The 20,486-nt window shown below is 70.3% G+C and carries 23 protein-coding genes; 10 read left to right on the plus strand and 13 right to left on the minus strand.

Annotation, left to right across the window (positions count from 1 at the left end):
* The first annotated feature begins 158 nt into the window (after positions 1–158).
* Positions 159–335, plus strand: a complete 177-nt coding sequence (locus IT371_21885) for a hypothetical protein (protein ID MCC6750331.1) — start codon at positions 159–161, stop codon at positions 333–335.
* Between the two features lie 33 nt (positions 336–368).
* Here IT371_21885 and IT371_21890 read toward each other — a convergent pair whose 3' ends face one another.
* The 3 genes from IT371_21890 to mutY are packed head-to-tail and all read right to left on the minus strand — an operon-like array spanning position 369 to position 2,823.
* Positions 369–953: a hypothetical protein gene (locus tag IT371_21890; protein MCC6750332.1), complete on the minus strand. Its 585-nt coding sequence runs from the start codon at positions 951–953 to the stop codon at positions 369–371.
* Positions 950–1,606: a hypothetical protein gene (locus IT371_21895; GenBank protein MCC6750333.1), complete on the minus strand. Its 657-nt coding sequence runs from the start codon at positions 1,604–1,606 to the stop codon at positions 950–952. Before IT371_21895 ends, IT371_21890 begins: the two co-directional genes overlap by 4 nt.
* Before the next feature lie 59 nt (positions 1,607–1,665).
* Positions 1,666–2,823 carry an A/G-specific adenine glycosylase gene (gene mutY, locus IT371_21900; protein ID MCC6750334.1) on the minus strand — a complete coding sequence of 386 codons (1,158 nt, stop codon included), beginning with the start codon at positions 2,821–2,823 and terminating at the stop codon, positions 1,666–1,668.
* Positions 2,824–2,983: 160 nt separating this feature from the next.
* On the opposite strand from mutY, the gene IT371_21905 reads away from it, so the two are divergent.
* Positions 2,984–3,604: a superoxide dismutase gene (locus IT371_21905; protein ID MCC6750335.1), complete on the plus strand. Its 621-nt coding sequence runs from the start codon at positions 2,984–2,986 to the stop codon at positions 3,602–3,604.
* Here IT371_21905 and IT371_21910 read toward each other — a convergent pair.
* The 3 genes from IT371_21910 to IT371_21920 form a co-directional block, all read right to left on the minus strand.
* Entirely contained in the window at positions 3,592–4,374 is a 783-nt protein-coding gene (locus tag IT371_21910; GenBank protein ID MCC6750336.1) for a hypothetical protein, read from the minus strand. The genes IT371_21905 and IT371_21910 overlap by 13 nt on opposite strands.
* A 17-nt stretch (positions 4,375–4,391) precedes the next feature.
* Positions 4,392–5,171 (minus strand): hypothetical protein, encoded by a 780-nt coding sequence (locus IT371_21915; GenBank protein ID MCC6750337.1) that lies wholly within the window; start codon positions 5,169–5,171, stop codon positions 4,392–4,394.
* Between the two features lie 110 nt (positions 5,172–5,281).
* Positions 5,282–6,451 (minus strand): serine/threonine protein kinase, encoded by a 1,170-nt coding sequence (locus tag IT371_21920; GenBank protein MCC6750338.1) that lies wholly within the window; start codon positions 6,449–6,451, stop codon positions 5,282–5,284.
* A 57-nt stretch (positions 6,452–6,508) separates the two neighbouring features.
* On the opposite strand from IT371_21920, the gene IT371_21925 reads away from it, so the two are divergent.
* Positions 6,509–7,168: an HAD family hydrolase gene (locus IT371_21925; GenBank protein MCC6750339.1), complete on the plus strand. Its 660-nt coding sequence runs from the start codon at positions 6,509–6,511 to the stop codon at positions 7,166–7,168.
* Between the two features lie 26 nt (positions 7,169–7,194).
* On the opposite strand, the gene IT371_21930 is transcribed toward IT371_21925, so the two are convergent.
* Positions 7,195–7,707 carry a hypothetical protein gene (locus IT371_21930; protein MCC6750340.1) on the minus strand — a complete coding sequence of 171 codons (513 nt, stop codon included), beginning with the start codon at positions 7,705–7,707 and terminating at the stop codon, positions 7,195–7,197.
* A 108-nt stretch (positions 7,708–7,815) separates the two neighbouring features.
* Here IT371_21930 and IT371_21935 point away from each other — a divergent pair, with 108 nt between their 5' ends.
* A complete protein-coding gene (locus IT371_21935) occupies positions 7,816–8,340 on the plus strand; it encodes a hypothetical protein (GenBank protein ID MCC6750341.1) in 525 nt (174 codons plus the stop codon).
* Positions 8,341–8,348: 8 nt separating this feature from the next.
* Here the strand turns inward: IT371_21935 and IT371_21940 are convergent, their stop codons facing one another.
* Genes IT371_21940 through IT371_21960 form a run of 5 tightly spaced genes read right to left on the minus strand, consistent with a single transcriptional unit; the run spans position 8,349 to position 11,793 of the window.
* The gene (locus tag IT371_21940; GenBank protein ID MCC6750342.1) at positions 8,349–9,194 is read right to left on the minus strand and encodes a hypothetical protein; all 846 of its coding nucleotides are present in this window, start codon (positions 9,192–9,194) and stop codon (positions 8,349–8,351) included.
* Between the two features lie 3 nt (positions 9,195–9,197).
* Positions 9,198–9,674: a hypothetical protein gene (locus IT371_21945; GenBank protein ID MCC6750343.1), complete on the minus strand. Its 477-nt coding sequence runs from the start codon at positions 9,672–9,674 to the stop codon at positions 9,198–9,200.
* Positions 9,675–9,697: 23 nt separating this feature from the next.
* A complete protein-coding gene (gene pgeF, locus IT371_21950) occupies positions 9,698–10,456 on the minus strand; it encodes a peptidoglycan editing factor PgeF (GenBank protein MCC6750344.1) in 759 nt (252 codons plus the stop codon).
* A gap of 47 nt (positions 10,457–10,503) precedes the next feature.
* Complete coding sequence (locus tag IT371_21955) at positions 10,504–11,460, minus strand: RluA family pseudouridine synthase (protein ID MCC6750345.1); 957 nt, start codon at positions 11,458–11,460, stop codon at positions 10,504–10,506.
* Positions 11,461–11,508: 48 nt separating this feature from the next.
* A complete protein-coding gene (locus tag IT371_21960) occupies positions 11,509–11,793 on the minus strand; it encodes a hypothetical protein (protein ID MCC6750346.1) in 285 nt (94 codons plus the stop codon).
* 91 nt (positions 11,794–11,884) lie between these two features.
* On the opposite strand from IT371_21960, the gene IT371_21965 reads away from it, so the two are divergent.
* Complete coding sequence (locus IT371_21965; protein MCC6750347.1) at positions 11,885–13,633, plus strand: helix-turn-helix domain-containing protein; 1,749 nt, start codon at positions 11,885–11,887, stop codon at positions 13,631–13,633.
* Positions 13,634–13,651: 18 nt separating this feature from the next.
* Here the strand turns inward: IT371_21965 and pdxA are convergent, their stop codons facing one another.
* Entirely contained in the window at positions 13,652–14,626 is a 975-nt protein-coding gene (pdxA, locus tag IT371_21970) for a 4-hydroxythreonine-4-phosphate dehydrogenase PdxA (GenBank protein ID MCC6750348.1), read from the minus strand.
* 254 nt (positions 14,627–14,880) lie between these two features.
* Between pdxA and IT371_21975 the strand changes: the two genes are divergently transcribed.
* The 5 genes from IT371_21975 (at position 14,881) to glgC (ending at position 20,486) form a co-directional block, all read left to right on the plus strand.
* Entirely contained in the window at positions 14,881–15,732 is an 852-nt protein-coding gene (locus tag IT371_21975) for a DUF3108 domain-containing protein (GenBank protein MCC6750349.1), read from the plus strand.
* A gap of 32 nt (positions 15,733–15,764) precedes the next feature.
* Positions 15,765–16,970 carry an ATP-dependent Clp protease ATP-binding subunit ClpX gene (clpX, locus tag IT371_21980; GenBank protein ID MCC6750350.1) on the plus strand — a complete coding sequence of 402 codons (1,206 nt, stop codon included), beginning with the start codon at positions 15,765–15,767 and terminating at the stop codon, positions 16,968–16,970.
* Between the two features lie 149 nt (positions 16,971–17,119).
* Positions 17,120–17,533, plus strand: coding sequence for a TraR/DksA C4-type zinc finger protein (locus IT371_21985; GenBank protein MCC6750351.1), 414 nt, complete (start codon positions 17,120–17,122; stop codon positions 17,531–17,533).
* 142 nt (positions 17,534–17,675) lie between these two features.
* Positions 17,676–19,091: a serine/threonine protein kinase gene (locus tag IT371_21990; protein MCC6750352.1), complete on the plus strand. Its 1,416-nt coding sequence runs from the start codon at positions 17,676–17,678 to the stop codon at positions 19,089–19,091.
* A 123-nt stretch (positions 19,092–19,214) separates the two neighbouring features.
* Positions 19,215–20,486: a glucose-1-phosphate adenylyltransferase gene (gene glgC / locus IT371_21995; protein ID MCC6750353.1), complete on the plus strand. Its 1,272-nt coding sequence runs from the start codon at positions 19,215–19,217 to the stop codon at positions 20,484–20,486.

Here is a 20,486-nt window from a genome sequence, read left to right on the forward strand (position 1 = left end):
AAGCGCACCGGGGAAGCGCTCGTCGACGCAGACCAGAACCTCGCGGCCGTGCAGCGGATGCCACCGATAGTGGACGACCCGCACCTCGGTACGACGCGCATTGTGACGTGTTTGTGCTTCAAAATCGACGAAAGCACGAACGTGCACGCGGCAGGTGGGTGCCGCGGCGCGACCTCGACGCGTGCAGCTCGGCGCGCTACTTCACCGGGTGGAAGGACCTTGTGCCGATCCCCCCCGACGGAGACCCGCCCGTGCTCAAACCACGGACCTGGCTGCTCAAGACCGGCTGGAGGCTCCGGGGACTGATCCCTACGAGCGCGGTACCAGGCACCTGACCACGCTCACGTTGACCCCGGCGCACCCGCTCCTCAGAACAGACTGAAGCCGACGCTCCCGACGAAGGCCACCTGGTGGCCGCGGTCCACGGTCACGGCGTGAAGGCCGGTCCAGCCAAACGTGATCGCCGTGCGACGCCCGACCGGGACGTGCAGCTCGAGGCCGTAGTACCAGCCAAAGCCGAAGCGCGGGCGGAAGCCGTCGACGAGGTCCACGTTCTCTCCGAGACCGAGCCCGGCCTTGGCCGAGACCTCGGGGACCCAGAGCCGGAGCTTGGCGAAGAAGAAGTGCCCGCCGAAGAGGTCGGAGGCCGACGGCCCCTCGGTGAGTCCGTCGCTGTAGACGAAGACGTGCGCGTAGCCCAGCGTCAGGGGCGCGCGCGAGAGAGTGCCGCCCACCTCGAGGGCGTGAAACACTCCGCCGCTGGACGGGCCCGCCCCCCACCCGGTCGCAAGGTGCAGGTGGAAGCCGGAGCGGGGCAAGGTCTCCTGCGGCGCGGCGCCTCCATCGGCGACGGGCGCTGCCGCCGCGGCACCGACGACGGCGAGCTGCGAAAGGAGCAGGAGCGCGAGCCCGCGCTCCCACCCCGGGCCACGCCGCCGGACGGGGGACCTCATGCCGCCGCGTGACCCGGCGGCTGCGCGAAGGCCGACGTCAACTCCTCGACCTTCCGCCGCAGACTCGCCGCCTGCTCACGCTGGCCCATCGCGTCCACGGCGCGCGCGAGCGCCTGCCAGATCAGGATCTGCACCATGCCGCCCTCCCCCGCCAGGCCGTCCAGGGTCAACCGCGTCTCCGTCGGAATCGGCACGCCGGTCACGCCCATGGCGAGGGTGGCCAGCGCGCGGGTCTTCTTTTTCACTAGACCCATCGTGATCCCTCCCTCGCGCTCGATCTGCTCGGCCAGCCCCACGAGGCGCTCCGCCGCCGGTCGCGCGTCCGCGCTCCTGAGCGCCGCCCCGAGGAGCGCCACGCCGTTCACCTGCACCACCGCGGTGAGCGACCCACCGTGTGCAGCGACCTCCTCCTCGAGGGCCGCCACATCACCGAAAATGGTCAGGGCCGCCATCCGCTCCCGCTGGTCCAGGATCTGCCGCAAGGCGATCTTCCTCGTCGGGGGAATGCGCCGGTCGAGGAGGCTGCGCGCAGCTGCCGGGCCCTGGGCCTGCAGCGTCCCCAGCACCTTCTTGCGGATGCTGCCGCGCTTGAGCAGCATGACGACCGACACGATAACACCCACCACCGCGCCAATAATGGCTCCCTCGAGCATGGCCTGCCTCCTCGCGTGCGTGCGCCATCCTCCGCCGAAGGTATGACGTAACCTGGACCTTACGCCACCTGTCCTCGCGGCGGCCCAAGCCCAGCCCCCTCGAGCACCTTGTGACAGGCGCGCGGCATCGCGCGCTGGCCGAGCTCCTCGGGCCGCACCCAGATGCGCGTCGCCACCGACTCAGCCGCCCGACTCGAGCGGCCGAGCAACCGGCACCGGAAGGCGTGCAAGGTCACCTTGAGATGGGAGTAGGCGTGCTTCACGGGCGGCAGCGACTCCTCCACCTCGACCTGGAGGCCGTAGAGCTCGCGCAGCGTCTGTGCGAGGCGCCCCGGTGGCTCCTCGCCGAGGGCGAGCGCGTAGCCCGGGAGGTCCCAGAGCCCCGCGAGGAGGCCCCCCGAGGGGCGTTGCTCGAGGAGCAGCCGCTCGCGGTCGCGTACGAGCGCCACGGCGAACGCCTGGTGCGGGACCGCCTTCGTCGGTCGCGTGGGCGGAAAGCGCGAGGGCTCGCCCGTCGCCGCGGCGGCACACACCGAGAGCAGCGGACAGAGCTCGCACCGAGGCGTGCGGGGGAGACAGACGAGCGCGCCGAGCTCCATCATGGCCTGGTTGTGGCGCGAGGGGTCGTGGTCCGCGAGGAGTTCGTGCGCGAGCGCCTCGAGGCGGCGCGCAACGGGCGCGCGACGCGGATCCTCCTCGAGCGCGAGGAGTCGCGACAGCACCCGGCGCACGTTCGCGTCCACCACGGCCAGGGGGGCGCCGAAGGCCAGGCTGGCCACGGCCGCCACGGTGTAGGGACCTATTCCCGGCAACGTTCGCAACTGGTCGGGGTCCCGCGGGAAGCTCCCGTCGAACCGCACGACCAGCTCGCGCGCGGCCCGGTGCAGGTTGCGCGCGCGGCTGTAGTAGCCGAGCCCCTCCCAGAGCCGCAGCACCTCCACCTCGTCCGCGGCGGCCAGCGCCCGCACGGTCGGCAGCGCCGCAAGCCACCGTTCGTAGTAGGGAACGACCGTCCGCACCTGGGTCTGCTGCAACATCACCTCGGAGATCCAGATCGCGTAGGCGTCCCGCGTGGCGCGCCAGGGGAGCACGCGGGCCTGCTGCAGGTACCAGCGATGCAGCTCCTCGACCGCCGGGCGGAGCAGGTCCGGATGAACGCCCCGCAGCGAAGGGAGCGCGCCGGCCGCCGATCCCGTCAACATGTCGCGTCGCTTCATGAATCCGTCACGTCGGGTTGTGCCTCGCCCGAGCGGTGGCCGGGCCCGTTGCTGTCCCGGGGGGACGGACGTAGCCTGGCCGGGCACGCATCAAAGCACAGCCGCCCCATAACCGTCCAACGGCCCTGGGCGAAAGCAGGGGCAAGACAAGGAGATGACCATGGCGAAACACGAGCTCCCCAAGCTGCCGTATGCCTACGACGCGCTCGAGCCCCACATCGACGCGCGCACGATGGAGATCCACTACACGAAGCACCATCAGGCGTACGTGACGAACCTGAACAACGCGCTGGAGAAGGCTCCCAAGCTCGCCACGCTCACCGCGGAGACCATCATCACCGACCTGGCCAGCGTGCCCGAAGAGGTCCGCACCGTCGTGCGCAACAACGGCGGCGGCCACGCGAACCACACCCTCTTCTGGAGCGTGATGGGGCGCAACAAGGGCGGCCGACCGAGCGGCGAGCTCGCGCAGGCCATCGACAAGACCTTCGGGTCGATCGACGCCTTCCAGGAGAAGTTCACGCAGGCCGCGCTCACCCGCTTCGGGTCAGGCTGGGCCTGGCTCGCCCTCGACAAGGCCGGCCAGCTGGTGGTGTGCTCGACGGCGAACCAGGACAGCCCGCTCATGGAGGGGATGCGCCCGGTCCTCGGCCTGGACGTCTGGGAGCACGCCTACTACCTGCACTACCAGAATCGCCGCCCCGACTACGTCAAGGCCTGGTGGAACGTGGTGGACTGGGACGCGGTGCACTCGCTCTGGAAGGACGCTCAGAAGCGGTAGGTCGACGTCAGCGCCAGCTGCAGCGTGTGCGAGGACTGGATGAAGGCCTCGAACACGCTGTTGCCGGAGCTCGCGGCCTTGGCGATGCTGCCCTGCGCGGCGCTCGCCTGGAAGTTCTCCGGCAGGAAGATCCCCACCCATTCGTAGAGCGCGGCCACGCCCAGGTCCAGGTGCTTGGTCACGCGAAATTCGAGCCCCGCGCCGGTGTAGAAGTTCAGGCCGAAGTTCGCCTCACCCTCCATGATCAGCATGGCCATGCCGAAGCCCACCGGGACGTACGGACGCAGCCGCGTGTCGAGCAGATACCAGCGATAGCCGAGGGCGAAGCGCGTGGTGATGAAGGTGGGGGAGTCGGAGCTGATGTCGATGGCCCCGGTGTCCCAGGTGCCGACGTAGAGGTTCTGCACCAGCTCGGGGGTCTTCTGCCCGGCTACCTTCGTCACCGAGAAGCGCGTCGAGCTGGCCGAGGACCACTTCTGCACCGCGATCGCGCTCCGCAGCGTGAAGTTATTGATCATCAGCGTGAGCCCCAGGTTGAAGCTCACCGTCGGCTTGAGGTTGAGCAAGATGTTGTAGCTGCTGTCCGGCACCTTCAGGAAGGCCTCCCCGGGGGCGTCGTCGTAGCCGAGCGGCACACCGTAGGGGAAGTTGCCGAGCGGGATCCCCGCCCCGGGCGTGAGCTCGAGCCCCACGTCCACGGCCGACGCGCGCCCCGGGGTTGCGAGGAGAAGTCCGGCCACGATTCCGACGAGCCAGCGTCTGGCGTGCATGAGCGTCCTCCCCGGGCCTAGTAGTAGACGCGCGCGTGGATCCCCAGAAAGAGCATGGGGAGCCAGGCGATGGCGTTGTCGAAGACGTTCTGCGTCGCGGCGATCCCCGCCGCGGCCAGGTTCGCGTCGGGCTCGGTCACGAACATCGAGAAGCGTGCGTCCGCGCCGAGGGCGAGCACCTTGAAGAGCGTGTACTCCGCCAGCACCCCCGCCTGCCCGCCGAAGCCGAAGAGGCTGTAGTTCACCACGCCGAAGTCCGGCGGCGACGCGACCACCATGCCGAAGCCCACCGGGATGGCGATGCGGAACCTCTCAGTCGGCTCGAAGGTGAAGCGGTAGCCCATCCCCACGTGGTGCAGGATCAGGGATTGCTGCGCTTCCAGGTCGATGACCTGCTTCACGCCCGAGCGAAGGGCCTCGGGGATCGCGGAGAACGCCGAGTCCGGTATGCGCCCTTTCACCCGCCCCGTGCTGAGCGAGGTGTAGGCCCAGCGGAACTCCCAGTGGTTGAGCGTCAGGCAGAGCGCGAAGCCCGCCCCGACGCCGTTCTCCATCGTGTAGGTGTCGTTCCCGCCGCCGAAGTCGAGATACTTCTTGAACGGGATGGCCACGCCGGGCGCGATCTCGAGGCCCACCACCGACCGCTTGCCGTAGGTCTTCTTGGCCGTCCCCTGGGTCGCGGGGGCGGCGGCCCCAGGGCCGGGAGCCGTCGCCGGCGCAGGTACCGCATTCGCAGCCGAAGGCCCGACCATGAGCCACACGGGAAGGGCTATCAGAGCGGCGTGAAGCCGAGCCATGGGAGCATCCTCCGACGAGAAGTTGGTCGATCTTCGGCCTTCACCGTCGAGCGGTCAAGGGCCACGAGAAACCCTCGGTTCGCCGTCCGCACCGCAGCGGCGACGGAGAATCAGAAGGCGCGCTTGAACTCGAGGACCGTCGCGAAGCGCCGCGCCGGATCCTTGGCCAGGGCGCGCAGGACCGGCTCGTCCACCGCCGCGGGGAGCTCCGTCCGACGCGTGGAGGGGGGCAGCGGCTCCTCGCTGCAGTGCAGAAAGCCGACGGCGATGGGCGAGTCGGCCACGAAGGGCGGCCGGCCGCAGAGCAGGTGATAGGTCATCGCGCCGAGGGCGTAGACATCCGTTCGCGCGTCCATGGGCTGACCGCGCACCTGCTCCGGCGCCATGTATTCCGGCGTGCCCAGGATGAGTCCCGTCGCCGTCATGCCGGCGAAGAAGGAGGCCTTGGCCAGCCCGAAGTCGATCACGCGCAGCTCGCCGCGCTCGTTCACGAGCACGTTCTGCGGCTTCAGGTCCCGGTGAATCACCCCCGCCTGGTGCGCGGCGGCGAGCGCGTCGCAGATCTGCCCCACGAGCGCGCGCGTCTCGTCCAGCGGCAGGTGGCGCCTGCGGCTGAGCAGCTCCGCCAGCGTGAGCCCCGGGAAATACTCCATCGAGAGGAAGAGCAGCCCTTCGGCCTCGCCGAGGTCGTGGATGCGGATCACGTTCGGATGCGTCACCTTGCGCGCGGAGCTGGCCTCGCGGCGAAAACGCTCGGCCGCCGCCGGATCGTCCGACAGGTTGCGCGCGATCACCTTGAGCGCCACCTGCTCGCCCATCTGACGGTCGGTTGCGAGGTAGACAGCCCCCATCCCACCGCGGCCGAGAGTACGCTCGACCTGGAAGCGCCCGAGGAGCACGCTCCCGAGCGGGAGCTCGCCGCTCGAGGCCTCGTGCGCGAGGAGCGAGGTCTTGGCCGTGGCCTCCGCCGCCGCGACCTCGGCGTGGGTTCCCCGCGGCACGGGGGGCGCGAGCGCCAGGCGGCTCTGTTCGGCGGCCAGGCGATTCAGCCGCGCGTTGAGCTCGAGGTCCACCGAGGTCACGATCGTCTCGAGGTTCTGCACCCGTCGTTCGAGCAGGGCGCGATCCTTCTCCGCCGCCTCGAGGCGCAGGCGCTCCGCCGCAGGGAGCTGCGCCGTCTCCCGCTCGAGCCGCAGCCTCTTGAACTTGAAGTACTGCGTGATCCCGACGATGAAGACCGGCATCCCGAAGATCATGATCAGCGCGAGCGGCCCTTCCATAGAGTGACTCGTACACGACGCACCGCTCGTGGGTCAAGGCGTGCTATAGCCCTCTGCGTGGGCGACGCGTTCATCCTGCTCGATCTCGACGGAACGATCCTGCACCTCGGCTGGGGCGACCCCGAGGTGCACCGCGCGCGCGAGCGGCTGGTCGCGCTGGCCCGCGCGCACGCGCTGAATCCTCCGCACGGCATGCTCATCCCGTCGCTGGCGGCTCTCGGCGCGCAGGACCCTTCCATCCTGGAGGCGCTCGACGAGGTGGAGGCCGTGGCCGCCCGCTCCGCCCGGCTCTGCGACGGTGCGCTCGCGGCCCTAGACGCGCTGGGAGAGCTCCCCTGGGCCATCGTCACGAGCAACGGCCGGCCCTGCGCCGAGGCCGCCCTGCGCGCGGTCGGGCTCGACGCCCCGCGCTCGCGCGTGATGGTCTGCCGCGGGGAGACGCGGGCGCTGAAGCCCGATCCGGAGCCCCTGCGGCGCGCGGTGGCGGACCTGGCGAACGTTCACGGGCAGCCGGCGTGTGTGGTGATGGTGGGGGACGCCGCGACGGACCTCCAGGCCGCCGCGGCGCTCGGCCGCGAGGCGAGCTACCCGGTGCACGGTCTGGGGGTCCTCGGCGGCGTCTCCTCGGAACGGCGCTTTCTCGAGGCCGGGGCGGCGCGCGTGCTCGCCAGTCTCTCGCAGCTCTCCACCGCCCTCGAGGAGCTGCTGCCGCGCTGAGGCGCTTCCGCGCTGAGCTGCGCCCGCTACTTGGGCAGGCACAGCCCCCACGGATGGAACTGCACGGGGGTGCAGTCTTCGTTCGTCTCGCACTTCGCGGCGCGCACGTCGCAGAGCCTGCGGCAGAGGGTCGGCACGCCGGCCGAGCAGCCGTGGCCCGGCTGGCACTCGAGGGTCGAGACGCAGGACTGTCCACTCGCCAGCGTCCCCGACGGACAGACGCACGCCGGCCCCTTGCCCTTCACCAGATAGCAGACGCCGCTCGAGCACCCCGAGGCCGCGATCGGGTCGCAGGCCGTCGTGACGCCCGTCGCGCTGCAAGGGCGTGCGTCGACGCCGCTCCGGTCGGCCACGAGCTTCAGGTCGGGGGACGGGGGCGCCGCGTCGGGGGCGCCGCGATCCTGCCGGGGCGGCGCCTGAGCATCGCGCCGCGGAGGGATGTGCCCCAGATCGGGCCACGCCTGGCCGTCCGTGCCCCCCGGAGTCTCCTTCGAACAGGCCCCGAGCAGCAGAGCCCCGAGCAGCGCCCACCGGACCATGTACGGAGTATCGCACGCGAAGCCACGTTTGCCGAAGGGCCTTGGCACCAGTCCTCGGTTGCGAGCGGTCGGAGGGCGGGATAGAACGCGGGCGTAGCGAGGGGAGCCATGAGCGACGACCGTCCCAAGAAGAGCTGGCGCGAGATCGACAAGGGGAGAGACAAGAGCACCCACCGGCGCGACGAGAAGTCCTCCCCGGCACGTCCTACCGGCGGCCGGACGCAGAAGTCCTATCGCGCGGCGCTGGACAGGCTCTTCGACAGCGGCAAGATCGGCGAGCTCGTCGAGCAGGTCGCCCCGACCGCCGGCTCCATCGACGCCACCGAAGAGCGTCGCGTGCGCCTCGAGCGGCAGCTCGTGGCCGCCGAGGGGCGAGACGCGATCACCAAGGCCGCCGACGCCTACCTGGCGGAGTTCCCGCTTCCCGAGGACGCGGAGGCCCTCACGAAGATCCTCGAGTACCCGGACGCGGACCGCCAGCGGCAGGCGCTCGAGAAGCTCTTGCCGGTCGTGCAGGCCAACAAACCGAAGCGCGCGCGCGCCCTCCTCGGCCGCCTGAAGCTCATCCGCGAGACCAGCGACGACCCCGATGAGAAAGAGCTGGCGCGACAGATCCTCGACCTGCTCGAGTAGCCTGGGGCCTACTCGCGCTGCTCGTTCCGTCGAGCCGACGCCGGCGAGAGCCACGCGCGGTTGACGTAGCAGAAGGCGCCGACCAGGCGGGCCTGCGCGAGGGGAACCCAGAGCGTGATGAAGTGGCGAAGCACCGCGCCGGCCACCGGCACGGGCAAGGCCCGTTGCAGGAGGATCCCGAGCGTGTCGGTGACGAAGGCGACCACCGTGAGCGCGCAGAGGAGGATGAAGGTGACCGCGTAGGCCCCCCCGACGGGCGCCAGGAGCCGAAATCCCCTGCTCGGGTCGAAGAGCGGCAGCACCTCCCGGCGCACGACGGCCGCCACGATTCCTGTCGGCAAATAGGCGAACCCGAGGCCGATCGCCAGGTACGCGCCGACGGTCTGGCGCCGGAGCACCTCCATCGGGTGCAGGTCGTAGCGCTCGAAGAGCACGTCGAGCCCCGTGATGAAGGTGCCGTACGCGGCGAGCGGGAGGAAGAACCAGGCGCCGATCACCGCCCCCTGCAGCAGCGGGTGGATCAGCTCGTCCCAGAGGTCCCGGTAGTCGGACGGGATCGGCAGCCGCATCGCCCCCACGGCGGCCTTGCGCGCCACCAGGTAGAAGTAGGTGGCGAAGGAGATGCGCGCCAGGAGCACGCAGACCCGCGAGAGCTCCCACGGCAGACTACCGAGCCACTCGAGGGTGCTGATGACGAGCGCGAGCACCCCCATCGCCAGCCAGCTGTCCGCGTGGAGGACGTAGCGCGCAAGCTCGGGAAGGTGCCCGAGCATCGCGTCCGGGCGCGAGGGGCGCGCCTCCTCGGGGACCTCCCGCTCCGACGCGGCGGGAGCGGCGACCCAGTCGGAAGACACGCGCTACCGCGCCCCCGGGAGACGCTCCACGTCGGCCAGATTGCGATCGAGGTGCGTTCGAGCCATCGGATCGAGCCGCATCACGAGGGTGTGCGTCGCCGCCAGCTGTTCGAAGAGCGCCGCGACGCGTGTGGCCTCGGCGCGCGGCAGAGAGGCTTCGGCCGCCTTCAGGCGCCGGCGAGCCTCCCCGAGGTGCTGCCCCGCCAGGCCGTAGTTGTTCCCCTGGACCTCGACGAGCGCCCGCAGCAGGGACCCCCGCGCGAGCAGCACCTGCTTCCCTCCGCGCGCCGCGTCCCGCTCCCCTTCGCACCGCGCAACCTCGCGGCGGCCAAGCTCCTCGGCGCTCTGCGCGCGGCTCCGCGCCGTGACGAGCTCACGCGAAAGATCCCCCTTCCCGAGCGTGCCGAGGAGATAGCCCCCCGCGACCCCGACCAGGAGCGCGATCACGATCCCCGCCGCCAGTTTCCACCCGTCGCTCATCCTGGCGCGAACGTACCACACGGCTACGCGGGCCCGCAAAGCGCGACCACGCTGAGCTGCCGCCCCGCGCGCTCGCCGTCTCGCCGATAGGAGAAGAAGAGCTCGGGCAGACAGCGGGTGCAGAGTTCGGCGCGGCCGAGGTGCGCCGGGAGCACCCCGAGGCGAAGGAGCACCTCTTCGGCCCCCACCGCCAGGTCCACGTGCGGTCGCCCCGCTCCCCCGGAACGCACCGCCCGCGGCAGCGCCGCGAAGGCCTCCACCACCTCGGGCCCCACCTCGTAGCAGCACGGCCCGATGCACGGGCCGATCGCCGCCCGAAGACGCTCTGGCCTGGCCCCGTGGCGCACGACCATGCGGTTCGCCGCCGCCTCGATCACTCCCGCCGAGAGGCCGCGCCAGCCGGCGTGCACGGCAGCCACGACCCCCGCCTCGGCGTCGGCGAGCAACACCGGGACGCAGTCCGCCGTGAAGACTCCCACCATCGTGCCCGGGCGCGCGGTCACGAGCGCGTCCGCGGACTCGGCGCGCGTCGCCGCGGGGTCGGCGCCGGCAGGCACCTCCAACACGCGGGTCCCGTGCACCTGCCGCGCGCAGTGGAGCGCCTCGGCGCCAAGCCCCACGCGCGCGGCAAGCCGTTCGGCGTTGGTTCGCCAGGCCGCCTCGGGGTTTCCCGCCGCGAGGCCGAAGCTGAGCGAGTCGCAGGGAGCCGGGCTCACCCCACCCCGCCGCGTGGAGAAGGCGTGCCGCACGCCGGGGACGGTGAGCGCGGGACTCACCAGCACCGTGGCTTGCCCCGCGTTCTCGCGGAGCTCGAAGGCACCGCCGGGCCTCACGGGGGCCCCGACCGCAGCGCCGCGAGCGCCGCGGCGAAGTCCTCGGGGACGGGCGAGACGAAACGAAGGCGCTCACCCGAACGGGGATGGTCGAAGCCGAGGACCTGCGCGTGCAGCGCCTGCCGTCCGAGCGCGCGCCCCACCTCTCGAAGACGTGCGTCGCGTGGCGCGCGCCCGTAGGTCGGATCGCCGAGCAGCGGCGCCAGATGCTCGGCGAAGTGCACGCGCACCTGGTGCGTGCGCCCGGTCTCGAGACGCGCCTCGACGAGGGTCGCCCCGACGAAGCGCTCCACCACCTGAAAGTGCGTGACGGCGCGGCGGCCCGTCGGGACGCGGCTCGTGAAGCGCTTGCGCTCGGTCGGATGTCGGCCGTAGGCGGTCTCGATCCGGCCGCTATCGGCACGCAGCTCGCCCGCCGCGAGCGCCAGGTAGCGCCGCTCCACCGAGTGCGCCTTGAACTGCGCCGCCAAGCCCCCGTGCGCGGCGTCGGTCTTGCTCGCCACGAGCACGCCGCTCGTCAGCTTGTCGAGGCGATGGACGATCCCCGGCCGCAACACTCCGCCCACCTCGGCCAGCTCGCCGCAGTGAGCGAGCAGCGCCGCCACGAGCGTCCCCGACCGATGCCCCGCCGCCGGGTGCACTACCATTCCCGCCGGCTTGTCCACCACCACGACCTGGTCGTCCTCAAAGAGCACGACCAGCGCGATCGCCTCGGGGAGCACGTCAGAGGGAACGGGCGGGGGCGGGGTGTAGACCACGCGATCCCCTGCGCGCAGACGCCGCGCGGGCCTGGCCACCTGCGCGTTCACCAGGCAGCACCCCGCGTCGATGCAACGCTTGAGCTGTGAACGGGTCTGCGGCAGCTCGCGACCGGCCAGGTACTGATCGAGGCGGAGCCCCCCCTCGGCTGCGCCCACCTCGAAGGCGAAGGAGGACCCATCGGACGAGGCCATCACCATCTTCTCCGCTGCGCGGCGCTCGCCTCCGGCGGGAACGGCCCTCTACCAGAGCTTGGACTTCACGTGCCCCTTGGGCTTGATCATCACGTCGATGAGCGCCCGGTCGTAGAGGTTCTGCTTGAAGATCTCGTCGGTGACGCGGCTCTTGAAGAGCTCGCGCCCCTCCGTGATCTCGCTCGCCATGCTGTCGAAGAGGTTGTCGTGCTCGAGACCCGCGACGATCTTGTCCTCGTGGTAGAGGCTCAGGTCCGAGGCGATGGCGCGCGCGAGCTGTCGGGCACGCTCGGGCTTGTCGATGGGTTGCCGCACCGGTCGTTGCTGGGTCATGGCGTCGCGCCTCTTGGCTTAATCCATCAAAATCTATCAACCTTCCGCGCGGCTGTCAAAGGCCGCCGCCCCGTGCTATGAGCATCCCGCCATGGCGAGCCACAAGAGCTACCGCCACCGACCGGGGCGAGCCGCACGCGACGATGGAAGCGGCGACGAGGACCCCGTCGTCTTCTTCGAGGCCGAGCCCCCGGGTCTGGACGACCCCGAGTCGGCCATCGAAGCAGCCGACCCCCCGGCGGGGACGCAGAGCAGCCCGGAACCCGAAGGCGCCCCGCGCGACAGCGGCCCGCGGGCCGTCATCGCCGTCGGCAGCGGCAAGGGCGGCGCGGGGAAGTCCCTGCTCGCGGCGAGCATGGGCGTCTATCTGGCGCAGCTCGGCAAGAAGGTCGTCCTCGTGGACGCGAACCTCGGCTCGGCGAACCTGCACACGATGGTGGGGGTCGAGGAACCGAAGCGCTCGCTGCACCACTTCCTCACCAAGGCGGTCACGCGTCTCGAGGAGGTGGTCGTCCCCACGCCCTTCGAGGGGCTCGGGCTGGTCGCCGGACACGACGACGGCGTGGGCTCGGCCAACCCGCGCCCCACGCAGAAGGTACGACTGCTCTCCCAGCTCCGGGCGCTCGACACCGACTACGTGGTGATCGACCTCCCGCCGGGGAGCGGCTACAACGCGCTCGACATCTTCCTCGCCGCGGACCTGCACGTGGTGGTCACCGTCCCCGAGCCCCCGGCGATCGAGAGCGCGTTCCGCTTCATCAAGAGCGCCTTCGTGCGGCGGGTGAAAGGGATCGCCGGGGTGGAACTCCTCGTCGAGCAGCTCGAGCCGAAGGCCCACTGCGGCATCCCGACCCCGATCCAGCTCCTGCAGGCGGCGCGGCACGAGCGCCCCGACCTCGTGGGCGAGCTCGAGCGGGCGATGGAGGATTTCAAGCCGCGCCTCATCGTCAACAAGACGCGGACCCGCGAGGATCTGGAGCTCGGGCCGGCCCTAGCGAGCGTCGGACGGCGCCACCTGGGCTTGCCGCTCGACTACCTCGGCTACGCCGAGAGCGACGACGTGGCGTGGGCCGCGGTGCGACGCCGGCGCCCCCTCCTCGTCGAGTACCCCGAGGCGAAGGTCTGCAAGGACCTCGAGCGGATGGCCCGTCGGATCGTGGCCCTCGAGAGCAAGGAGCGGCCCGGCTGCGTCGGGCTCCCGACGCCACTCGCGCTGCAGAACCACTACGAGATCCTCGAGACGCATCCGAGCGCGAGCGACGAGGAGATCCGCGTGGCCTTCCGCCGCGAACGCCGGCTCTACGACGCCAACTCGCCGGCGATCTTCGGCATCGCGCCGCACGAGGAGGTCAAGGTGATGCACCGGCGCATCGACGAGGCCTACTCGATCCTGGTCGACCCCGAGAAGCGGCACGCCTATAACCAGCAGCTCGTGCCGGGCTGGACGCCCAACCTCACCGAGGAGAGCGTCCCGGGAATCTCGCTCACCCTGCCCGTCCCCCCCGAGGTCTTCCTCGAGCGTCCCGAGCTGACGACGCTCGTGGAGACGCAACCCCGTCCGCAGGTCACCGCCGACACCGAGTTCACCGGCGCTCTGCTCCGCCAGATCCGCGAGTCGTCGGGGCTCGACCTCGAGGATGTGGCCGACCGCACGAAGATCTCCATCGGCTACCTGCGCGCGATCGAGGACGAGAACTTCCTCAGCGCTCCCGCCCCGGTCTACCTGCGCGGGTTCGTTAAGGCGGTGGCCCGCTCGCTTCGACTCGACGCGGACCACGTCGCGCGCACCTACATGGCGCGCTACGAGGCCGCGCGCCGGCAGGTACGTCCCACGCGCTGAGCGGCGGGCTTCGGCCGTCTACCCCGCGCGCGACGCGGCCAGCTCGACGGCCAGCTCGAGCGCGGCCCGTATGCTCTGCTCCCGAGCGACTCCCTTTCCCGCGATGTCGAGCGCGCTGCCGTGCGCGGGCGAGGTGCGCACGATGGGCAGGCCGAGCGTCACGTTCACAGCCGTGTCCGGGTGACGCATCTTCACGGGGATGAGCGCCTGGTCGTGGTAGCAGCAGACCACCGCGCTGTAGGCCTCGACCCCACGGCTGAAGAGCCCGTCCGCGGGGAGCGGCCCCTCGAGGAGCGCCTCGACGCCTCGGCGCGCCAGCTCGGCTCGCGCCTCGACGAGCGCCGGGGTCAGGACGCGCTGCTCCTCCTCGCCGAGGAGACCGCCTTCGCCGGCGTGGGGATTCAGCCCCGTCAGCGCCACCTTGAAGGGCTGGCTCACCCGGAAGGGTCCGGCGAGCGCCTCCGCGGTGAGGCACAGCGTCTCCACCACGAGCGGCACGGTGAGCGCCGCCGGGACCGCGGCGAGCGGCAGGTGCCCCGTCAGCGGCACGACGCGCAGCTTGGGACCCGCGAGCATCATCGCCACGCGACGCGCGCCAAAGCTGTGGGCCAGGTACTCCGTGTGCCCCGGAAAGGCGAAGCCCGCGCCGGCGATCGCTGCCTTGGTGATCGGCGCGGTGACGAGCGCCTCGAACTCCCCCGCCCGAAGGGCCGCGACCGCCGCCTGGAGACTCCAGAGCTGAAAGCGCGCCGCCTCCGGACTCGGGGTGCCGAAGGCGAGTGCCTCGAGCTCGATCCCTTCGAGCCCGTCGTCGCGCCAGGTCACGTCCGCCGGCAGCGGCAGCCGCAGGGTGCGGCCGAAGCGAGCGAAGAGCTCGCGCGGCGCAAAGAGCGACACGCGGGCGCCGGCGAGCGAGGAGCCGAGCGCCTTGAGCAGGATTTCGGGTCCGATGCCGCTGGGATCTCCCACGCTGACCGCGATCCGGCGCTCCATGGGCCGGAGTGTAGCAGCCGCCGCGCCCCGCCGTCATAATAGGAGGGAGCTGGGAGCGACGACCCTCCGTGGCTCCGCAAAACGGACTGCGACAGCGCGCCGTCCATCGCCGGCGGCGCGAGCCGAGCACCAACTCGGTCGGGAGGTGCCCCACGTCTTCTCGCAGCGCCCTTCTCCTCGCCGCCACGCTGCTCGGGGGCCTCGCCGCTCACCCACGGCCTGCGACCGCCGAACCCGCGCGTTCGGAGCTGCGCGTGGTCCGGATGATCGGGCTCGCCCAGCCCGCGCCTGGGACCGCCCGCACGGCCACGCTCGCCCCGCCGCAGGAGGTAGGCTGGGGCCCCGGAGAGGCCGTGACCTACGAGGTCAGTCTTCTCGGCATCTCCGGCGGTCGCGCGGCCATCGCCGTCGGGCAGGTCGGCCGACGACGAGGGCGCCGCACGCTCAAGATCCGCGCGCTCGGGGAGACGGTCCCGGGCATGATCCTGCGACTGCGCGAGGCGCAGGTGAGCCTCCTCGATCTGGCGGGCCTCGCCCCCCTCGAGACGACCTCCGACCGGCAGAGCGGCGAGACGAGCCGCAAGCTCCACACCGAGCACGGCGCGACCACACGCCAGACGGTGCGCCGCGAGGGCCGCGCCGTCGTGCGCACCCGCCGACTCCCCGCGGGCTACCTCGACCCGCTCACGACCCTCTTCTACCTCCGCGCGGCCGACCTGCGCCCCGGCTGGCGCGAGACGCTCGTCGTGCTCGCAGGCACCGCCCTCTGGAGGATCGAGCTCGCGCACGCGGGGACGGAGCGCCTCTACTCGCGCGTCGGCCCGAAGAACTGTGTACGCCTCGCCGGGCGGGCGATCCGCATCAACGACGACGGGCGGCCGCGTCCCGGCGCGCGCCCGCGCTCGGTATCGCTCTGGATCAGCGACGACGACGCGCGCCTCCCGGTTCAGCTCGTCGGCGAGACCGACGTGGGCCAGGCCCGGGCAACCCTGACGAGCGTCCAGCGGAGCCCGCGAGCCCTTCGCGTCCAGCTCCCGCAGTCAAGCGGTCCCCCGCGCGCCCAGAAAGCCGCGTCCGAACGTCCGGGCGCCCCGATTTTGGACTAGACGCGCGACGGGACTGTGCAAAAATATGAACCGTGACCGACATCGCCTGCTCCTTCTGCGGCAAGCGCCGGGCCGAGGTGCGAAAGCTCATCAGCGGCCCGAACGTCTATATCTGCGACGAGTGCGTCGGTCTCTGTAACGAGATCATCGAGCAGGACGAGGCCCCTACCCCGCGCCGCTTCCCTCGACCGAAGGAGATCCAGGGCGACCTGGACCGCTACGTCGTGGGCCAGAATCAGGCGAAGCGGGTCCTGTCGGTCGCCGTCTACAACCATTACAAGCGGATCCACTACCGACACCGACCGGGCGAGGTCGAGCTGGCCAAGGGGAACATCCTCCTCGTCGGGCCCACGGGGAGCGGCAAGACGCTCCTCGCGCAGGCGCTCGCGCGCAAGCTGGACGTGCCCTTCACCATCGCGGACGCCACGGCGCTCACCGAGGCGGGCTACGTGGGCGAGGACGTGGAGAGCGTGATCAAGGCCCTCTACCGCGCCGCCGACGGAGAGGTCGAACGCGCGGCCGAGGGGATCGTCTGCATCGACGAGGTGGACAAGCTCGCCCGCAAGGGCAGCGGCCCCTCCATCACGCGCGACGTCTCGGGCGAGGGGGTGCAGCAGGCGTTGCTCAAGCTGCTCGAGGGGCGGCGCGCGACCATCACCCCCGAGGGGTCGCGGAACCGGCCGCAGCAGGAGCTGATCCAGGTCGACACGACGAATATCCTCTTCATCTGCACCGGCGCCTTCAACGGCATCGAAGAGATCGTCCGCCAGCGGGTCGGCGAGCGGGGCATGGGTTTCGGCGCGCAGGTGGACGCGCGGCTCGAGGACAAGAACGCGCTGCGGGCCCAGCTCCGACACGAAGACCTGATCAAGTTCGGCATGATCCCGGAGTTCATGGGCCGCCTCCCCGTGGTCGTGCCCTGCGACGAGCTCGCGGTGGACGCGCTGGTCGAGATCCTCTGGCGTCCGAAGAACGCGCTCGTCCGCCAGTACCAGCGCCTCTTCGCCATGGAGGGGGTGCGCCTGCAGGTCAGCGATGGCGCGATGAGGGCCCTCGCGCAGGAGGCGTCGCGACGTCACTCGGGGGCGCGCGGCCTGCGCGCCATCATGGAGGAGGTGATGCTCGACATCATGTACGAGCTCCCCTCGCTCGAAGGGATCTCCGAGTGCGTGGTCGACGAGAACACGGTGAACAACCGCGAGCGCCCCAAGCTCATCCGCAAGAAGAAGGCCTCGTAGCTCCCCGGCGGCCCACCACCCGAATCGATCCTCCCTCGCGTGAACTGTCAAGAGTCGAAGTTCACGAAGCGCTACTAACCGCCGTGCCTGCATGCGACGCACGGTCCACCGATTGACAAAGACAGATCGCGCGCCCTACGATGACTTCGATGCTGAACGAAGAGCAAGCCAAGCAACTGCGAGGAACCCTCCAGGACGCCGAGCGCAAGCTGCTCTACAACGCGCAGAGCAGCCTGCACATGAGCATGGACCGCGAGACCGACAACGGCCGCGACTCGATCGATCAGTCGAGCAGTGAGGAACTGATCTCGACCGCGCTGCGGCTGCGGGACCGTGAGAAGAAGCTCCTGGCCAAGATCCGCGGCGCCATCGATCGGCTGACGCAGGGAAGCATCGACGAGTGCGAGGAGTGCGGCGAGGCGATCGGCTTCAAGCGCCTGATGGCCCGGCCGGTCACCACCCTGTGCATCGACTGCAAGGAGAGCGCCGAGGAGGAGGAGCGACGTCACGCCGGCTCGGAGTTCGAGGAAGCCGATTGGGGCGAAGTCTCCGCCGAAGAGTAGGCCCCGCTCCCCCCCTTCCGCCCCCTTCAGAGTCTCGTTTTTCCCTACTGCCCCCGTTTGGATTGCCCTGCTAGAGTGGTGTACTATCTCGAACACTACCCCGAACTTCACTGGGGTTAACCCCCCATAGCAGCGGCCGGGGATGGCGACTCCCGAGCAAAAATATCGCATCATCGACAAGCTCGACAGCGGCGGCATGGCGGAGATCTACCGTGCCGAAGCCGAGCTCATGCAGGGCATGAAGAAGAAGGTTGCGATCAAACGCATCCTTCCCCACCTCACGAAGAACCAGAAGTTCGTGGCGATGTTTCTGGACGAGGCTCGGCTGAGCCTCTACCTGAACCACGCCAACATCGTGCACGTCTACGACATCGGCCGCTCCGGCCAAACGTACTTCATCGTGATGGAGTACGTGGACGGCATGAACTTGCGCAACCTGTGCGAGTCGCTCAAGCGACAGGATCGCGCGCTCGAGATGGAGCACGCGATCTTCGTCATGATGGAGGTGTGCAAGGGACTCGGCTACGCGCACGACATGGTGAGCCCCGACGACGGTCGGCCCCTGAAGATCGTTCACCGCGACGTGAGCCCTCCGAACATCCTCCTCTCGCGCAACGGCGAGGTGAAGCTCGTGGACTTCGGTCTGGCCAAGGCCGCGAGCCAGATCGAGCAGACGGACCCCGGCGTGGTGAAGGGGAAGTTCTCGTACCTCTCGCCCGAGGCGGCCAGCGGAATCGAGGTCGACTACCGGGCCGACGTGTTCGCGGTAGGCATCATCCTGTTCGAGCTCCTGACCGGCCGCCGGCTCTTCTACGGCGAGACGGACTACCAGACGGTCGAGCTCGTGCGGCAAGCCCGAGTCCCCTCGCTCACCGCGCTGAGCCCGGACATCCCGCCGGACCTGGACCAGATCGTGCGGAAGGCCCTCGCGCGCGACCCGGACCAGCGCTTCCACCACGCCTACGAGATCCAGGACGCGCTGGCCCAGTTCCTCTTCGCCCGCGGCATGAAGGTCACGAGCCGCGACCTCGCCCGTCTGGTTCGACGCTGCGCCGCGGAGCAGGACCAGACGGGGCCGCCCAAGGGGCGCGCGCACGGAGTCATCGACACGCTGATCCAGGAGGAGATCGTCAAGTTCACCTCGCTGGACACGCAGAACTACGAGCAGGACGTGGGAGCCAGGCCGCTCTCGCCCGACGAGATCGGCGGGGGCACGCCGCTCAATCCTGCCGACCTCATCGACCCCCGCGGCTGGACCAACGAGTTCGGCGCGGCTGACCCCGCCGGATCGAGCCACCTTTCGCCCGTCACGCGCACCGCAGACATGCCCGACATGGGCTCCCTCGAGAGCATGCTCGAGGGCGAAGAGCGCCAGCCCACCCCTCCCCCGCAGCGCAAGAAGTCGCGAGGGAAGTCCGGGATCAAGATGAAGCCCCTGCTCATCGCCCTGGTGGTCTTCGTGGTGCTGGGAGCCGCGACCATTTTCGTGCTACACACGCTGGGGCTGCTCGGCGGTCGCTCCTCCCAGGACAATCAGGACATCGTCGAGCCCAAGTAGCCCACGGTTGCGGCGACCTGGCGGGGGACGTCACGCTCGCGCCACGCGCCGCTTCGAGGCCGTCATCGGCCCGGCCGGGCTCCCACGGGAGCGCGGTCGGCAGGGAAGAGCGCGGGTGAACGCATGAGCGCTGAAGCATCTCGCCTGGCCTATCGCCTCGGTCGCCAACCCAAGATCCTCGGCGTCGTCCTCGCGGGCGGCGAGGGCACGCGGCTCTGGCCCCTCACCGCCGACCGCGCCAAGCCGGCGGTCCCCTTCGGCGGCAGCTATCGCATCATCGACTTCGTCCTGTCGAACTTCGTGAACTCGGGGATCCACCGCATCAAGGTGCTGACGCAGTACAAGAGCGATTCGCTCCTCAGTCACATCAGCCGCGGGTGGCGCCTCTCCGCCATGCTCGACCACCACGTGGAACCCGTGCCCGCGCAGCAGCGCATGGGCAAGCAGTGGTTCCTCGGCTCGGCCGACGCGATCTATCAGAGCCTCAACGTCGTCGCGGACGAGGAACCCGACTACATCTGCGTCTTCGGCGGCGACCACATCTACCGCATGGACGTGCGGCAGATGCTCGCCTTCCACGTCGAACGCGACGCGGAGCTGACCGTGGCGGCCGTCCCCGTCCCGGCCTCCGAGGCCTCGTCCTTCGGCGTAATCGAGGTCGACGCCTCCGGTCGCATGGTCGGGTTTCAGGAGAAGCCGCGACACCCGAAGGAGATGCCGGGCCGCCCCGGGTGGGTCCTCGCGTCGATGGGCAACTACATCTTCGACCCGGACGTGCTCAGCGACGCAGTGACGCGCGACGCGCAGCAAGATACGGCCCACGACTTCGGCCGCAACATCCTGCCCATGCTGTACCCCTCGGCGCGCGTCTACGCCTACAACTTCATGGAGAACGAGGTGCCGGGGAGCGAGCCCGACGAGCGCGGCTACTGGAAGGACGTCGGCACCATCGAGTCCTACTTCCAGGCCACCCTGGACCTCGTCGCGGTCAAGCCGGTCCTGAACCTCTACAACCGGCGCTGGCCGATCCACACCTGGATGCGCCCCCGCCCTCCCGCCAAGTTCGTCTTCGCCGATCAAGCCCAGGACCGCATGGGGATGGCGACCGACTCGCTCATCTCGCCGGGGTGCATCCTGAGCGGCGGGCGCGTGAACCGCTCCGTCCTCTCCCCCTTCGTGCGGGTCAACAGCTACGCGTCCGTCGACGAGAGCGTGCTGATGGACGACGTGGACGTGGGGCGGCACAGCCGGCTGCGGCGCACGATCGTAGACAAGGGGGTGCAGATCCCCGCGCGCACCGAGATCGGGTTCGACACCGACCGCGACCGCCAGCGCTTCTTCGTGAGCGACGACGGGATTGTGGTCATCCCCAAGGGCTATCGCTTCGAGGGGTGA

The organism is Deltaproteobacteria bacterium (assembly GCA_020848905.1).
Classification (GTDB): Bacteria; Myxococcota_A; Polyangia.

Coding starts and splice junctions, on each gene's coding strand:
- IT371_21890 (MCC6750332.1), bottom strand. CDS start 953: ATGAGGTCCCCCGTCCGGCGGCGTGGCCCGGGGTGGGAGCGCGGGCTC.
- IT371_21895 (MCC6750333.1), bottom strand. CDS start 1,606: ATGCTCGAGGGAGCCATTATTGGCGCGGTGGTGGGTGTTATCGTGTCG.
- mutY (MCC6750334.1), bottom strand. CDS start 2,823: ATGAAGCGACGCGACATGTTGACGGGATCGGCGGCCGGCGCGCTCCCT.
- IT371_21905 (MCC6750335.1), top strand. CDS start 2,984: ATGGCGAAACACGAGCTCCCCAAGCTGCCGTATGCCTACGACGCGCTC.
- IT371_21910 (MCC6750336.1), bottom strand. CDS start 4,374: ATGCACGCCAGACGCTGGCTCGTCGGAATCGTGGCCGGACTTCTCCTC.
- IT371_21915 (MCC6750337.1), bottom strand. CDS start 5,171: ATGGCTCGGCTTCACGCCGCTCTGATAGCCCTTCCCGTGTGGCTCATG.
- IT371_21920 (MCC6750338.1), bottom strand. CDS start 6,451: ATGGAAGGGCCGCTCGCGCTGATCATGATCTTCGGGATGCCGGTCTTC.
- IT371_21930 (MCC6750340.1), bottom strand. CDS start 7,707: ATGGTCCGGTGGGCGCTGCTCGGGGCTCTGCTGCTCGGGGCCTGTTCG.
- IT371_21935 (MCC6750341.1), top strand. CDS start 7,816: ATGAGCGACGACCGTCCCAAGAAGAGCTGGCGCGAGATCGACAAGGGG.
- IT371_21945 (MCC6750343.1), bottom strand. CDS start 9,674: ATGAGCGACGGGTGGAAACTGGCGGCGGGGATCGTGATCGCGCTCCTG.
- IT371_21955 (MCC6750345.1), bottom strand. CDS start 11,460: ATGGCCTCGTCCGATGGGTCCTCCTTCGCCTTCGAGGTGGGCGCAGCC.
- IT371_21960 (MCC6750346.1), bottom strand. CDS start 11,793: ATGACCCAGCAACGACCGGTGCGGCAACCCATCGACAAGCCCGAGCGT.
- IT371_21965 (MCC6750347.1), top strand. CDS start 11,885: ATGGCGAGCCACAAGAGCTACCGCCACCGACCGGGGCGAGCCGCACGC.
- pdxA (MCC6750348.1), bottom strand. CDS start 14,626: ATGGAGCGCCGGATCGCGGTCAGCGTGGGAGATCCCAGCGGCATCGGA.
- IT371_21985 (MCC6750351.1), top strand. CDS start 17,120: ATGCTGAACGAAGAGCAAGCCAAGCAACTGCGAGGAACCCTCCAGGAC.
- IT371_21990 (MCC6750352.1), top strand. CDS start 17,676: ATGGCGACTCCCGAGCAAAAATATCGCATCATCGACAAGCTCGACAGC.
- glgC (MCC6750353.1), top strand. CDS start 19,215: ATGAGCGCTGAAGCATCTCGCCTGGCCTATCGCCTCGGTCGCCAACCC.